This is a genomic window from Rhizobium sp. Root491, from assembly GCF_001427205.1.
Taxonomy (GTDB): Bacteria; Pseudomonadota; Alphaproteobacteria; order Rhizobiales; family Rhizobiaceae; genus Agrobacterium; species Agrobacterium tumefaciens.
Genome location: NZ_LMFF01000012.1, coordinates 76,416 through 91,165, shown reverse-complemented (window position 1 = coordinate 91,165; position 14,750 = coordinate 76,416). Strand labels below are relative to the sequence as shown.

Here is a 14,750-nt window from a genome sequence, read left to right as displayed (position 1 = left end):
AAACATCATTCTGCGGAAAATGTCAGTTGCACCTTGCAGGCGGCGGAGCGGTCTCCAGCCTGCTCGAATGCGACTTTCGCCTCTTCAAGCGGGAAGCTGTGGGAAATGATCGGCCGCACATCGATCCCGCGCGTGGAGATCAGGCGGGCGGCAATGGCGAATTCGTCGTGGAAACGCTGCGAGCCGCGCCAGAGGATTTCCTTGCCCACCAGCGCATTGAGCGGAATGGTTATGTCACCGGTGACGCCCACCTGCACGACAATACCGCGCGGACGTACACATGCGAAGGCGGCGCGAAGCGCAGGTGCCGCGGCGGAGCAATCGAAAACGACGTCGAAATACCCCTTATTGTCCTGATAGGGTAAAAGTGCTTCTGCGTTTTTCGCGACATTGATGGTGCGGTCCGCCCCCATGGCGGGCGCGCGCTCCAGCGCCGCATCGGTCAGGTCGGTGGCGAGAATGATGCCGGCACCGGCATGGCGGGCGGCGGCAATCGTCAAGAGGCCGATCGGCCCGGCGCCCGTTACCAGCACCTTGGCGCCGGTCAGATCACCCGCTTGTGCGACGGCATGCAGGCAGACCGCAAGCGGTTCGGTGCAGGCGGCTTCGGCGGGCGAAGTGGTGTCTGAAAATGTCGCGCATTGTTTTGCGGGAACCACGAGCCGATCACGGAACATGCCCTGTTCGTGCGGCAGGCGCATGGCGCTGCCCATGAAGCGCATATCGAGGCAATGGATCGGTTGGCCCTTCAGGCAGAAATGGCAATGGCCGCAAGGCTGCGAGGGATTGACGGCGACGAGCTGGCCGAGTGCGAGCCCGCTGACGCCTTCGCCCAGCGCCTCCACCCGCCCCGATGCCTCATGGCCGCAGATGATCGGCTCGCGCACCCGCACAGGCCCGAAGCCGCCGTCCTGATAATAATGTAGATCGGAACCGCAAATGCCGCCCGCCGCCATGGTCAGCAGCACTTCACCGGGGCCGGGCGCCTGCATGTCCTGCGTTTCGACGCGGATATCTTCACGGCCGTATAGACGTGCCACGCGTGTCTGCATCACCGTGCCTCTCATCGTATGTGTATTGGATGAATGAAACCCGCGCGGCGAGCCGCGCGGGCAGTGCGTCGATTAGCGGATCAGGCCCATCTCGGTCGGCAGCCACAAGGTGATTGCCGGGATGAAGGTGATCAGCAGCAGCGCCACGAACAGCGGCACCAGCCATGGCAGAATGGCGACGGTGGTGCGCTCGACGGAGAGTTTCGCCACGCGTGAGAGCACGAACAACACCATGCCGAGCGGCGGATGCAGCAGCCCTATCATCAGGTTGAGGGTGATGATGAGGCCGAAATGCACCGGATCGATATTGAACTGCAGCACCAGCGGCAGCAGGATCGGCACGAGGATGGTGATTGCCGCGATCGTGTCTAGGAAGCAGCCGACGAACAGCATCAGCAGGTTGACCAGCAGGAGGAAAATCCACTTGCTGTCGGTGATCGTCAGGATCGCCGCCGATAGCAACTGTGCTGCCTGGCTCACCGTTAGAAGCCATGCGAAGATTGATGCCGCCGCAACGATGAAGAGAACCGATGCCGTGGTCTCTATCGTGTCGAAGGTCGATTTTGCCAGCGACTTGAACGTCATCGTCCGGTAACGGACAAGCCCGAGGAACAGAGACCACAACACGGCCGCGACAGCCGCCTCCGTCGGCGTGAACCAGCCCATCGTCATGCCGCCGATCAGGATCACTGGCGTCATCAGGGCCATCACGGCAGAGAAGTCGAAATACCAGTCGCAGGCGAGCAAGACCACCAGCACGATCAGAATCGACAGGTTGAGCGACAGGCCAAACAGCGTCAGGAGATAGATGCCGAGCGGTACCATCATGACGACGAGCACTTCAAGCGAAGCGCCGAAGATGGTTCTGAGGTTGAACGGCGTATCGGAACCCCAACCCTTGACGTAGGCGAAAACGGCAACGGTGATCATCATCAAAAGCGTCATGACGACGCCTGGAACGATGCCGGCCATGAACAGTGCGCCGATCGAGACGTTTGCCATCATGCCGTAGATGACGAAGGGCAACGATGGCGGAAAGATCGGCCCGAGCGTTGCGGAGGCGGCGGTGACGCCGACGGCCGCTTCGACCGGATAACCATGATCCTTCATGGCCTTGATTTCGATGGTGCCGATGCCAGCGGCGTCGGCGAGGGCCGTGCCGGACATGCCGGAAAAGATTACCGAGCCGATGATGTTGACCTGTGCCAGACCACCTTTCATCCAGCCGACCAACGCCACGGCAAAGGAATAGATGCGTCCCGTCACCCCCGCCGTGTTCATGAGATTGCCGGCAAGGATGAAGAAGGGAACGGCGAGAAGCGGGAAGCTTTCCACGCCCGCAATCAGACGCTGCGCCGCGATGATATCTGGCGCGACATTATACGAGACGATGTAGAGAAGCGATGCCGTGGCCATTGAAATGGCGACTGGCAGGCCGATCAGCATCAACAGAAGAAACGAGCCGATAAGAATAAGCATATGTTCAATCCCCCGCGCTCTGGAATTCTTCCGGCCGTTCCAGAACGGAATAGCCACGCTGCATATTGGCGATGAAGACCTGCACCGAACGGAAGAACATCAGGACGAAAGCGGCCAGAACCGTATAGAAAACGATGTTGCGCGGTAGGGCGACGGTGACCATTTCCTCGTCCGCGACGATTTCCAGATACCGCCACATCAGCCACGAGGTGTAGGCGAAGAACACGATGCGCAGCACGTCGACAAGGATCGACATGACGCGGGCAACCTGCGGCGGAACGTAGTGATAAAGCACATCCACCTGGATGTGGCGTGACATGCGCACGCACATGACCGAACCTAGAAACACCACGCCAATCAGGCAGTTGACGGCGATTTCTTCCGTCCAGGCATAGCTGTCGTTAAGCACGTAGCGGGTGAAGAATTGAAGGAACACGCAACCTGTCATCAGCCAGAAAAGGCCAAGCGTAACCCAGTCCTCGAAGGCGTAGACCTTCAGGTCGACTTCGGGCGGCGCCTCGTCGAACGTGTGGGCGAGTTCTTCAGGCGTGACCTGAGTATGAATTTCCTGCGACATTGAGATATCCCGTCTGGAGAGAAAGGGCGGTGCGGCAACGGAGGCCGCACCGGATCTTGGCTCACTTGACGGCGCGAATGGCTTCCCAGTCGGCCTTGTCGTAACCGAAGTCCTCGAACTTCACCTTCTCCATGACGTTCTTCTCAAAGTCCGCCTTGTCGACCTCTGCGACGTTCAGGCCACGCTTCTTGAACTCTTCCACGAGGCTTTTTTCGCGTCCTTCGATGGTCTTCGTGGTCCGCACGGCGGCTTCCTGCATGACGTCCGTGAAGATTTTCTTGTCTTCATCGGAAAGCTTCGACCACAGGTTCTTCGAGATCACCGTGTTGAGGTGGTCGACGATGTGGCCGGTCAGCACGATGTTCTTCTGCACTTCGAAGAACTTCTTTGCCTCGATGGTGGTCAGCGGGTTTTCCTGTGCATCGACCGTGCCGTTCTGAAGCGCCAGATAGACTTCTGCGAATGCGATCGGGGTCGTGTTGGCGCCGCAGGCGCGTGGCATGGCGAGATAGGCCGGAACGTCGGGAACACGCATCTTCAGTCCCGCCATATCGGCGCAGTTGGCAATCGGCTTGTTCGACGTGGTGTGGCGCGTGCCGTAATAGCTGACGGCGGCGATGTGGTTGCCGGTCTTGTCCTCGTAACCCTTGGCAAGACGCTTGAAGATATCACTCTTGGTATAGGCGATCAGATGGCTCGGGTCGCGGAAGATATATGGAAAATAGGTGACGCCGATCGGCTTGAAGTCACGTGCGGCAAAACTGGAGCCGGAGATGATGATATCCACCGTGCCGATCTTCAGGCCCTGGTTGATATCCGCTTCCTTGCCGAGCTGCGAGGCGGGGAATACATCCACTTTGTAGCGGCCGTCGGTGCGCTTGGCGATTTCTTCCGCAGCCCAGACCGAATCCGTGTGGAACGGTTCGGAGGTCTCGTAGACATGCGCCCATTTCAGCGTTGTTTGCGCCTGTGCCGCCAAAGCCGAAAGCAAAATGGCAGCGGTTGCGCCCATCAAAGTCGACAATCTGATTTTCATTCTTAACTCCTCCCGAATTAAAGCCAGATTTCTGTTTTTCCCGTCGCCGGTTGCGGCGCGGTCACTCTTCTCCGATCGTTTCCTCCCCGAAACTCTCGGAAAATCTCTTTTGCGACAGCGTCAGATGCTGGCGCATCGCCTCGCGTGCGCCTTCCGGATCGTTCGCCGCGATCGCGTCGCGGATCACCCGGTGTTCCTGAACGGCAAGAATCCATGTGTGAGGACCCTCGAAATAGCTGGCGAGCTTTTCGAAATAGGGCGAAAGGCTGCGCTCGTCATAGATCAGGCCGGTAAAGCGGTTCAGCGCCGAGTTGCCGATGATGTCGGCAATGGCGGTGTGGAAGGCGCGGTCCAGGTTGAGGGCCTGCGGCGAATTGTCGAGCGCCCCGGCCATGCGTTCGATGATGTCGTCCAGCCTGGCGATGCATTCAGACGTGGCAAGCCGCGCGGCCTCCTCGGCAATAGCGCTTTCAATGATGCAGCGCGCCTGCAGGATTTCGAATGGGCCGTGCGCGTCCGGTACGGGCGACTTTGCCTTGTTAGCCGTGCGGGACGTGTTCACATACACGCCCGAACCCATGCGGATATGGATATGGCCTTCCACTTCCAGAACGATCAGTGCTTCCCGCACCGTCGGGCGGGACACGCCAAAACGTTCCGCCAGATCGCGTTCCGCCGGCAGGCGCTGACCGTCCGTCAGTTCCCCGCTCTCGATAAGCAAGCGAATTTGTTCCGCGACCAGCCTGTAGAGGCGGCGCGGCTCCAGAGCCACAAACATGATGTCCTCCCAGCGCGAAAGTCTCCCCCCTTCACGCAAGCGGTAAGATGGTCTTACCAATTTTATTAGGTAGGATTTATGCGGTGCTGTCAATTGGCCGCTAGAGGAAAACTACACGGTGAGAGACTGGAGACCGGTGCGGCAGGCTCGGCGCAATGGATTGGATTTTACGAAACGTGATTGATCCTCGGGACAGACCCGAGGATGACACCGCATGTTTGGATCGGCTTTTCAGCCCTTGTTACTTGTGAGCTTCAAGCCGCCGTCGTCGCCGATGGTGACGTCCAGCTCACCGTACCCACCGATCGAAAGGTGCGGCGTTTCGATGGGATGCGAATGAGTGGCGTTAATGACCACGACCGTGGCGCCCATGCTTTCCCCCGCCAGAATGCCGGCGGGCGCATCTTCGAAGACGACGCAGTCTTCAGGTGCGACGCCTAGCTTCGCAGCAGCCTTTCTGTAACCCTCCGGGTCAGGCTTGCCGTTCACAACGTCCTCGGCGCAGATCATCACTGGAGGCGGTGTGAGGCCTGCCGCAGCCAACCGGAGTTCGGCAAGGGCGCGGGCGGCGGAGGTGACGATGGCCCATTTTCCGGCCGGCAATTTCTCAAGAAATGCAGCTGCCTGCGGAATCTGGAGGATGCCGTCAACATCGTCCATCTCCTTTTGCAAAAGCATATCCGCCTGTTCCTGGATATCGAGGCCGGGAACTGCCTCGCGACGCACAACCTCGGATGCGCGCATGCCATGGATGCGCTGCAGGAAAGCCTCCGGCTCTATGCCGTTGTCTACGGCCCATTCGCGCCAGACCCGCTCTACCACCGCAATGGAATTCAGCAGCGTTCCATCCATGTCGAACAGGAAGGCGCCATATTCGCGCGAGGAGATCTGGGCGGTCGCCGGGACTTTGCTGTGCATCGCATTCTTCCGTTGGATGTGTCGGGTTGGCCTCGTGTCTATAGCATCGGCCGGCATAACGGAATCGTTTTTCCGCTCATCAAGCAAATGGCGACCCATCCGCCAGTGGCGGACATCGTGCCGGAATAGGACAGTTTGCACGGACTGCGACTCGGGGCATGGTCAGGCAGGGGAGGCGGCGTCCGCATACGGTCATGCGGGCGTCAGGTTGCAGCAAGGATCAACTGCTATTGTGAGTTTTCGAAAGCAGTCAAAGTTCGCAAAATCAAAAGCTAAACGGAGCTTATGAATGTTGTGCATGAGATTTTTCGCAGCGGAATTCTCTTAACGAAACCGTCGTTTAAGGGGTGTTGTTAACCATTTGTTAACCATATTCGAGGTACCTAATTGTCAACGATTTGTTTACCAAGATGACCAAAGTGCTAACAGACCAGCGTTCGATCCGTATCAAAGGCCGCTCCTTCCTCGCGGTCGTTCTGTCCCCTGAAGCTCCGCTCGATCAATGGCTGGAACGGCTGGATGATCTTGCTGCACGTTCGGCCGGGTTCTTCCTGTCGCGTCCGGTGGTTCTGGATGCGTCTGAGCTGTCGCTGGACAAGGCAGGGCTGAAGGCTCTGCTGGCAGCGCTGACGGAACGTAATGTCGGCATCATGGGGATCGAAGGTGTTCGCCCCTCGATGATCGAGCCGGGCATGCCGCCGTCACTGAAGGGCGGAAAGCCCGCTTCAGATGTCGAGGTCGAGCCTGTCGCCATCGCTGCCGAATTGCCGGAAGAAAAGCCGCGCGCTTCGGGCGAGGTTCGGGCCGTGGTCCAGTCGCTGGTCATCAACGAGCCGGTGCGCTCCGGCCAGTCGATCATGTTCCCCGAAGGCGATGTGACCGTCATCGGTTCGGTCGCCTCGGGTGCGGAAATCATCGCGGGCGGGTCGGTGCATATTTACGGGGCGTTGCGCGGTCGTGCCATGGCCGGTTCGCTTGGCAATGTCTCGGCGCGCATCTTCTGCCGCAAGCTTGAAGCGGAGCTACTGGCAATTGACGGCGTCTACAAGGTTGCCGAGGACATTGACGACAAGCTGCGCGGCCAGCCCGTTCAGCTGTGGCTGGAAAACGATACGATAAAGGCCGAAAAACTTGGCTGACGACATAGAGAAAACAACACAGGAACAGGAGAGCCGTATGGGGAAGGTAGTCGTTGTTACTTCCGGCAAGGGCGGGGTTGGCAAGACCACCTCGACCGCAGCGCTTGGCGCCGCATTGGCGCAGAACAAGCAGAAGGTCGTGGTTGTCGATTTTGACGTCGGACTGCGTAACCTCGATCTCGTCATGGGTGCTGAACGCCGGGTGGTTTACGATCTCGTCAACGTCATCCAGGGCGATGCCAAGCTGACGCAGGCGCTGATCCGCGACAAGCGCCTTGAGACGCTGTTCCTGCTGCCCGCCTCGCAGACACGTGACAAGGACAATCTGACGCCGGAAGGCGTCGAATGGGTCATCGCCGAGTTGAAGAAACATTTCGACTGGGTCATCTGCGACAGCCCGGCCGGTATCGAACGCGGCGCGACGTTGGCCATGCGCCATGCGGATGTGGCCGTCGTGGTCACCAATCCGGAAGTCTCCTCGGTGCGTGACAGTGACCGCATCATCGGCCTGCTCGATTCCAAGACGCTGAAGGCCGAACGCGGCGAGCGCATGGAAAAGCACCTGCTTCTGACGCGCTATGATTCGGCCCGTGCCGAGCGCGGCGACATGCTGAAGGTCGACGACGTTCTGGAAATCCTCTCCATTCCGCTGCTCGGTATCATTCCCGAAAGCACGGATGTGCTGCGTGCTTCCAACGTCGGTGCACCGGTTACGCTCGCGGATGCCCGTTGTGCACCTGCCATGGCTTACTTCGACGCTGCCCGCCGCCTGTCAGGCGAGGACATTCCGGTGGTCATTCCGGGCGAAAAGCGGGGTATCTTCTCCAAGATCTTTGCTAGGAGGGCTGCATGAGCATTTTCGGCCTGTTCCGTAAACAAAAGTCGGCACCGCTTGCGCGCGAGCGACTGCAGGTGTTGCTTGCCCACGAAAGGGCGTCGTCGGGAACCGATCTCGTCGCCGTCCTCCGGGAAGAAATTCTCGCCGTCATCGCCAAGCATGTGCAGATCGATAACGATCGGGTGCATGTGAAGATGGATCGTGACGAGCACGTCTCCATACTGGAGATTGATGTCGAGATACCGTTGAGCGCCGACCTGCGCGCCGCGTGATGTTTTCTCCGAATACCGCCGCCCCTCGCAGGGCGGCGTTTTTCTTTACTCGGCCGTCGTATCGACCGGCATTCTAAATGCCTCGGCCAGATCGTCGGGAAGCGGGCGCTTGAGGTTTATGCCGTTCGGCGGGATCGGCGCGTTGAACCACTTGTCGTAGATCGCGTTGATTTCGCCGCTTGCATAAATTTTGCCAAGGGCTTCGTTGACGGCGTTCTTGAAGGCGGTGTCGCCCCGTCGGAGCATCAGGCCATAGGGCTGTGGTGGGGCGAGATATTCGTTCGAGATGGAATAGTCTTCTGGCTTGCCCGTTTCAGCGACGAAGGACCTCAGAAGAATATCGTCCATGACGAAGGCCGAGGCTCGATCTTCCGTCACCATGTCGAAACTGCCTTCCGTACTGTCGTTTTGCAGGACGGCGATGTTCAGTCCCAGTTTGCGGTTAAGCACATTCAGCTGACTGATATTGATCGTTCCCGTCGTCACCACCACGGTTCGCCCGGCAAGATCGCTGACGCTTGTCATGTTGCTTGATTTCAGCGCGACATAACGCGTGCCGGTGATGAAGTGGCTGTAGGAAAACCACACGGCCTTGCGTCTTTCCTCCGTATTCGTGCTCGCCACGCATTCCATGTCGATTGTGCCATCATTGAGAAGCGTGATGCGGTTGCTGGGGGTGCGCTTGACGAAATCGATTTTCAATTCCGGCAGGCCCAACTTCTTCTTGATGGAATCCGCCACCTTCAGGCACAGTTCGATGCTGTAACCGATCGGCTCCGGACCAATTCCCATATAGGAAAAGGGAAGATTTCTGTCGGCAAAGCCGAGCCGGATGGTGCCGGTTCTGGCAATGGTTTCGAGTGTAGGCGGTTGGGTCTCGTCGGCGGCTGCAATGGTGGGTAAAAGACTAAAAACCCCAAGCATGAGCCACAATGTCGATCTCTGCATCGCGCATCTCCAGCCAAAATTATCTGTCAAAACATTTTCATAAAATAGAGGTGGGGTTTTTACTCCCTCAGTCCCGGTATTCGCTCGGATGGTCATAGGCTTGTTTTAACGAGGCGGTCATCGGCAGGTTCAGGTTCATGCCATTGGGCGGAATGGGTTTGGTGAACCATTTTTCGTAAAGGCCGTGAATGGTGGGACCGGTGAAGATCTGCCGCAGGCTTTCGTTGACCGCCGCCTTGAAGGCCGGGTCGTTGCGCCGAAACACCAGGCCGTACGGTTCGGGTGCGCTCAGCGTTTCGTCCGAGAGCGCGTAGAGGTCGGGATTCTCCGATGTTGCCGCCAGCGCCGCCAGCAATATGCCATCCATGACGAAAGCAGAGGCCTTGCCGGCAACGACGAGTTCGAAGGCTTCCTCATTGGTTTTTGTGGGCATCACCGAGATATTTAGGTTCTTTTCGCGGTTCACCGCATTCAGCTGCTCGATGTTGACCGTGCCGGAGGCGGATGTGACGGAGCGTCCGGCCAGATCGGCAAGGCTCTTCAGATTGTCCTGTTTACGGGAGAGAAATTGCGTCGCGGTCATGAAATTCGGATAGGAGAAATCCACCATTTTCCGGCGTTCGCTGTTGTTGGTCGTCGCCGCGCATTCAATATCGATCTTGCCGCTACGGACGAGAATGAACCGGGTTGCGGGCGTGGCCTTTACATATTCAATGTCGAGTTTGTCCAGCTTCAGTTGCGTGCGGATGTCCTCGCTGATCGCGCGGCAAAGATCAGTCGAGAAGCCGGTCACTTCTCCATCCGGCAGCTGATAGGAAAACGGCGGTTCGGCCTCACGATAACCGATGCGGATTTTCGCGGTCTTGGCAATCTGCCGAAGCGTATCGCCTTCGCCGGCGGCCTGCACCGGAGTTGTGGGGATAAAGCATGTGAGGAAAAGGCAAAATACTGAAATGCGCATTTTATGTCCTTTTGGCTGTCAGCCGCGTTCTCAAATCGCTTTTTGTGGCGGGTAATAGGTTTCCTGCATCGGTCGCCCGACGTCGCTATATTCGTCGTTTCCGGTTTGGGCGATGACGGCACGGTTCTTGAGTATCCGGGCAAGCGGCGCCGGCTCGGCAAAATAATAGCCCTGTGCCTCGTCGCATCCGGAAAGCTTGAGGGCCTCGACCTGTTTCTTGTCTTCCACGCCCTCGGCGGTGACTTTCAGGCCGATCTGTTCTGCCATGTCGATGATGGTGTTGACGATGGCCGAGCACATTGGATTTTCGGGCAGGCCGGAAACGAATTCACGGTCGATCTTGATCTTGTCGAAGGCAACATGCGTCAGCGTGCTCAACCCGGCATAACCGGTGCCGAAATCATCAAGCACGAGGCGGACGCCCATTTCCTTCAGCAGCTTTAAAGCCCTGGCGCTGTTGTCGCGCTCGAGCATTGCCGTTTCCGTCACTTCAAGCTCGAGCCGCTCGGCCGGGAAGCCGGAGGCTTTCAGCGCGCCGTCAACGATCGGGACAATATCGTCATTGCAAAGCTGCACGGCGGAAAGATTGACGGCAAGTCGGATATCCCTGGGCCAGGTCATGGCGTCCATGCAGGCCTGCGCCAAAACCCATTCGCCCAGAGGTTTGATGAAATTGTTTTCTTCGGCAAGCGTTATGAAGCGATCCGGCGTGATGATGCCAAGCTTGCTGTGCCGCCATCTGGCAAGGGCCTCGTAGGCGACAATGCGGCCGCTCTCCAGATTGACCACGGGCTGGTAGTACAGCTCAAATTCGTGGTTTTCGAGCGCGGATTTCATGTCTATTTCGAGCGCGTGCTTGTGCTGCGCCGCCATGTCCATGCCAGGCTCGTAAAAGACAAAAAAGCCGCATCCCATGGATTTCGCCCGGTAGAGACCAAGGTCCGCATGTTGCAGAAGCTGGGTGGCGGAGTTGCCGTGATCGGGCGCGCAGGCGATGCCGATGCTGGTATCGACGCTGATATGGCTGCCCTCGAGGCTGAAGCTGCGCGAGACCGCATGGACCACGCGCTTTGCCAGCGCGCCCGCATCCTCGCGACAATTATCGGTCACCGCTTGTATGATCGCAAATTCGTCGCCGCCGAGCCTGCTCACCATGTCGTTTTCACCGAGCACGGAGGAAATCCGCGAGGCCACGGCCACCAGCAGGGCGTCGCCTGCCGCGTGTCCCAACGTGTCGTTGACGGCCTTGAAGCGGTCGAGATCGAGCAGCATGACGTTGAACGGCTGGCCTGACGTGGAAAGATGTTCGAGACGGTTCTCCAGCGTCTTCATCAAGAGCACGCGGTTGGGAAGCCCCGTCAGCGCATCGTGATGGGCCATATGTTCCAGTTGCTGCGCCATGTCGCGGATCTGCCTGAGCCGTCCACGTTCCAGAACGGCCTCCCGCAGGGTTTCGATGGCGGTGGCCATGTCGCCGATCTCGTCCCGTCGATCCTGAAACGGCGTGACGACATCGGTTTCCTCACGGGCGATCCTGAGTGTCGCCTGCACCAGCGCCGGAACGGGTTTCAGAAAATGCCTGGCAATCAGCGTCACGAGAACGCCGGTGACGGTCAGAACAACGATCAGGGCGACGAGCGAATTGTAGATGAGCTTGCGCTGCGCGCCATAAAGCGCATCCGAACCGCCGATGCTGACGGCGACCGCGCCAATCGGCTTTTTCGTTTCCGTGCTGATGATCGGCAACAGGCCGATATAATGGCTGGAATCGCCAATCGTCGCAAAGCCGGTGGCAAAACGCGCGGCGACCGCATCTCTGGAGAAGATGGGATCGGTGGCAATCGGTTTTTCGGCGTCGTCGGTGGCGTTGTCGAAGGCCGCCGCGATTTGACGGAATCCGGAATCGGCCTCGTCGTAGCGGAAAAGCCAGACGGCATTCTTGGTCTGCGCACCGATGAGGGCGAGAACGTCGCTGGGGTTGAAGCCGGTAACGAGGATGGAAGCGTCGTCGCCAATCGGCTTGTCGGTCAAGATGCCGTTCACCTGTCCGTCCGTGTCGGCGGTGACGCTGACATAGGTATAGATGCTGCGCAGGGTGGCGCTGGCAATCTGTGAATTGACGCGGGCCTGGTTGAGCCATTGCTCGCTGGCGGCGGCAACGAACATGTACCAGCCGACGAGCGCCCCGATGCTGTAGGAAAAGATCACGCCGCCGAGAAATATCAGGGTTATCTTGCTGGCGAGCGAACGCCGCCGCGAAAAGCGGCCCGGCACCGGCTGCGTCGTTGAGCGAAGCGTGTCACCGGTTTCAGTCTGTCTATCTATCCCCCGATAGGCAGTCTCTTCCATTCGCGATATTCCCCCGCGATGTCGCGTTATGATTGTTTTATGGAATTTTTATAGGGCATGTATTTCAATGGTGTCTGCTAAATAATTCAACAAAGTTTAGATGCGATTAAGAATTAATCCGTCTTTTTATAGTCGCCGCTTATATAAGGCGCCGAAAATATGTACCTCAGGTTGAAATATTCGATGGCTTGCGATGGGACATCGACGCCAAATACGACGATGCATTGGGGCCTCTTTTCGCGCTCATCAACCGGGCTTTATGGTTGCAAGGGTACCGCGATTGACCTTGCCAAGCTGCCGATAAACGGCATGTTGTGCGTAACATGCCGGTTTCAGGGAACATATCATGGCTCACAAGGGCAAAAACATCGCGCAGCTTTCTATTCTCATCCAGAGCGGCCATCTTGATCCGCGCGCCTTGGCGGAAGAGACGCTTGATGCAATCGGGAAATCGGAAGACCGGGCGATCTTTGTCGGCTTGACGGCGGAGCGGGCCATGGCGGAGGCGGAAGGCGCCTTGAAACGCATTCGCGAGGGACGATCCTGCGGCGTGCTCGATGGAATTCCAGTGGCCTGGAAGGACCTTTTCGATCTCGAAGGCACTGTGACCACGGCTGGATCGACGGTGCTTTCGAACGATGCGCCTGCGTCCCGTGACGCGGATGTGGTGAGCGCGCTGAAGGAGGCCGGGATGGTCTGCGTCGGCCGTACCAATATGAGCGAGTTCGCGTTTTCCGGCCTTGGCATCAACCCGCATTACGGAACGCCGCGCAATCCCGCTTCCACGGATGGCCACCGGCTGCCGGGCGGCTCTTCTTCCGGCGCGGGTGTCGCGGTTGCGGCTGGCCTGGTGCCGGTGGCAATCGGTACGGATACCGGCGGATCGGTGCGCATTCCCGCCGCCTTCAACGGTGTGGTGGGGTACAAGGCGAGCCGCGGCCGTTACTCGATGCGCGGCGTCTATCCGCTGGCTAAAAGTCTCGATTCGCTCGGCCCGCTCACTCGCACTGTGCAGGACGCCGTGTGGGTAGATGCCGCCATGCGTGGCAAGGCGGCTGTTGATGCGGCGCGCACGCCTCTGTCTGGCTTGTCGCTCGTCGTGCCGGAAACAGTGTTTTTCGATGGCATCGAGGAGGGCGTCGCGGTCGCTTTTGAGCAGGCAGTGGAACGGCTTTCCCGGGCCGGCGCTTCTGTACGGCGGCAGGCATTCCCGGTCTTTTCGCAATTATTCGATCTTATCAAGGAAAAGGGTGCGCTGGTAACGGCGGAAGCCTTCGCCCTGCACAAGGCGCGGCTGGAAGGTGCTGATGCGGCTCGCATGGACCCGCGCGTGGTTGCGCGAGCAAGACTGGGCGCGAATATCTCCCTGCCGGATTACATCGCCATTATCGAGGCGCGCGAACGCATGACGGCGGCTTTTTCGGGCATGATTGGCAAGAATGAGCTGCTGATATCGCCGACATTGCCTCATGTCGCGGCCAAGGTCGCACCGCTTGTGGAGAATGATGAGACCTTCTTTGCAATGAATGCCAAGACCCTGCGCAACACCCAGATTGGCAACTTCTTCGATCTCTGCGGCGTTTCCATTCCCTGCGGCACGGGCGAGGCGGGCATGCCCGTTGGCCTGCTGCTATCAGGCCTGCACGGCACGGATGACCACGTTCTGGGTGTGGCGATGGCTGCGGAAGAGATTATTCGGGGCTGATGATAAAGAAAAAGGCGGCCTTGTTTGGCCGCCTCTCAATGCACGCTTCAACGTGCCGCCCAGTTGGCGCCGCGGCGGAACATGGTCTTCATCTGCGGCACGGAAAACTCCTTGGCCTGATGGCCGAGCGCCGAATAGAAGACGCGGCCCTTGCCGTATTTGCGTTTCCAGACCACCGGCATCACTACACCGTCGATCCACCAGGCGTGGTCGCCGGTGAATTTTGTCGTCGCCAGCACCTCGTTGGAGGGATCGACATGCATGTAGTATTGCTCCGATGTGTAGGGGAAATCGGAAATTCCCTCCATCAGCGGGTCGTCGGGGCGGGTGATGTTGACGTGGTAGTCGATGATATTGCCGGGATGGGCGACCCACTGGCCGCCGATCATGAACTGGTATTCGACGCAGTCGCGGAAACTGTCGCCTGCACCACCGTGAAAGCCGGCAATGCCGACGCCGTTTTCGACGGCGGCGGTGAGGTTCTTGATCTCTTCCTTCTCGATCTTCGACATTGTTACGATAGGCACGACAAGGCTCAGGTCATGCACGGAAGGATCGGCGAACGCCTCCGTGCTGTGCTCGACATAGACCTTGAAACCATCCTCTTCGAGAATGTCCTTGACAATGGTGGCGCATTCCTGCGGCTCGTGGCCGCTCCAGCCGCCCCAGACGATGAGTGCTTCGCGCATTTATTTCCT

Annotated in this window: 14 protein-coding genes; 4 read left to right on the top strand and 10 right to left on the bottom strand. The window is 58.6% G+C overall.

From position 1 onward, the window contains the following. Positions 1 to 5: 5 nt before the first annotated feature. From ASD46_RS11405 to ASD46_RS11380, 6 genes are all read right to left on the bottom strand, one after another. Entirely contained in the window at positions 6 to 1,052 is a 1,047-nt protein-coding gene (locus ASD46_RS11405) for an L-idonate 5-dehydrogenase (RefSeq protein WP_060642282.1), read from the bottom strand. Positions 1,053 to 1,124: 72 nt separating this feature from the next. Then, positions 1,125 to 2,531: a TRAP transporter large permease gene (locus tag ASD46_RS11400; protein ID WP_003510762.1), complete on the bottom strand. Its 1,407-nt coding sequence runs from the start codon at positions 2,529 to 2,531 to the stop codon at positions 1,125 to 1,127. Between the two features lie 4 nt (positions 2,532 to 2,535). Next, on the bottom strand, positions 2,536 to 3,108 hold the full coding sequence (locus ASD46_RS11395) for a TRAP transporter small permease (protein ID WP_013761519.1): 573 nt from the start codon (positions 3,106 to 3,108) through the stop codon (positions 2,536 to 2,538). A gap of 61 nt (positions 3,109 to 3,169) precedes the next feature. Next, positions 3,170 to 4,144, bottom strand: a complete 975-nt coding sequence (locus tag ASD46_RS11390) for a sialic acid TRAP transporter substrate-binding protein SiaP (protein ID WP_013761518.1) — start codon at positions 4,142 to 4,144, stop codon at positions 3,170 to 3,172. A 61-nt stretch (positions 4,145 to 4,205) separates the two neighbouring features. Continuing rightward, complete coding sequence (locus ASD46_RS11385) at positions 4,206 to 4,922, bottom strand: FadR/GntR family transcriptional regulator (RefSeq protein WP_013761517.1); 717 nt, start codon at positions 4,920 to 4,922, stop codon at positions 4,206 to 4,208. Between the two features lie 231 nt (positions 4,923 to 5,153). Beyond that, positions 5,154 to 5,840, bottom strand: coding sequence for an HAD family hydrolase (locus ASD46_RS11380; RefSeq protein ID WP_019564617.1), 687 nt, complete (start codon positions 5,838 to 5,840; stop codon positions 5,154 to 5,156). A gap of 410 nt (positions 5,841 to 6,250) precedes the next feature. Here ASD46_RS11380 and minC point away from each other — a divergent pair, with 410 nt between their 5' ends. From minC to minE, 3 genes are read left to right on the top strand one after another with little or no spacing between them, the layout of a single operon-like run. Next, positions 6,251 to 6,979, top strand: coding sequence for a septum site-determining protein MinC (minC, locus tag ASD46_RS11375; RefSeq protein WP_003510754.1), 729 nt, complete (start codon positions 6,251 to 6,253; stop codon positions 6,977 to 6,979). A gap of 37 nt (positions 6,980 to 7,016) precedes the next feature. After that, complete coding sequence (gene minD, locus ASD46_RS11370) at positions 7,017 to 7,832, top strand: septum site-determining protein MinD (RefSeq protein WP_003510752.1); 816 nt, start codon at positions 7,017 to 7,019, stop codon at positions 7,830 to 7,832. Further along, on the top strand, positions 7,829 to 8,089 hold the full coding sequence (gene minE, locus ASD46_RS11365) for a cell division topological specificity factor MinE (RefSeq protein ID WP_003510750.1): 261 nt from the start codon (positions 7,829 to 7,831) through the stop codon (positions 8,087 to 8,089). The genes minD and minE overlap by 4 nt, the downstream gene beginning before the upstream one ends. A gap of 45 nt (positions 8,090 to 8,134) precedes the next feature. Here the strand turns inward: minE and ASD46_RS11360 are convergent, their stop codons facing one another. The 3 genes from ASD46_RS11360 to ASD46_RS11350 form a co-directional block, all read right to left on the bottom strand. After that, positions 8,135 to 9,037, bottom strand: a complete 903-nt coding sequence (locus ASD46_RS11360) for an amino acid ABC transporter substrate-binding protein (protein ID WP_003510747.1) — start codon at positions 9,035 to 9,037, stop codon at positions 8,135 to 8,137. A gap of 67 nt (positions 9,038 to 9,104) precedes the next feature. Next, positions 9,105 to 9,998 (bottom strand): amino acid ABC transporter substrate-binding protein, encoded by an 894-nt coding sequence (locus ASD46_RS11355; RefSeq protein ID WP_060642281.1) that lies wholly within the window; start codon positions 9,996 to 9,998, stop codon positions 9,105 to 9,107. A 30-nt stretch (positions 9,999 to 10,028) separates the two neighbouring features. After that, complete coding sequence (locus tag ASD46_RS11350) at positions 10,029 to 12,347, bottom strand: EAL domain-containing protein (protein ID WP_013761514.1); 2,319 nt, start codon at positions 12,345 to 12,347, stop codon at positions 10,029 to 10,031. A 346-nt stretch (positions 12,348 to 12,693) separates the two neighbouring features. Here ASD46_RS11350 and ASD46_RS11345 point away from each other — a divergent pair, with 346 nt between their 5' ends. After that, positions 12,694 to 14,052, top strand: coding sequence for an amidase (locus ASD46_RS11345; RefSeq protein WP_013761512.1), 1,359 nt, complete (start codon positions 12,694 to 12,696; stop codon positions 14,050 to 14,052). Between the two features lie 47 nt (positions 14,053 to 14,099). On the opposite strand, the gene ASD46_RS11340 is transcribed toward ASD46_RS11345, so the two are convergent. Then, positions 14,100 to 14,741 (bottom strand): ThuA domain-containing protein, encoded by a 642-nt coding sequence (locus ASD46_RS11340; protein WP_003510737.1) that lies wholly within the window; start codon positions 14,739 to 14,741, stop codon positions 14,100 to 14,102. Positions 14,742 to 14,750 lie beyond the last annotated feature (9 nt).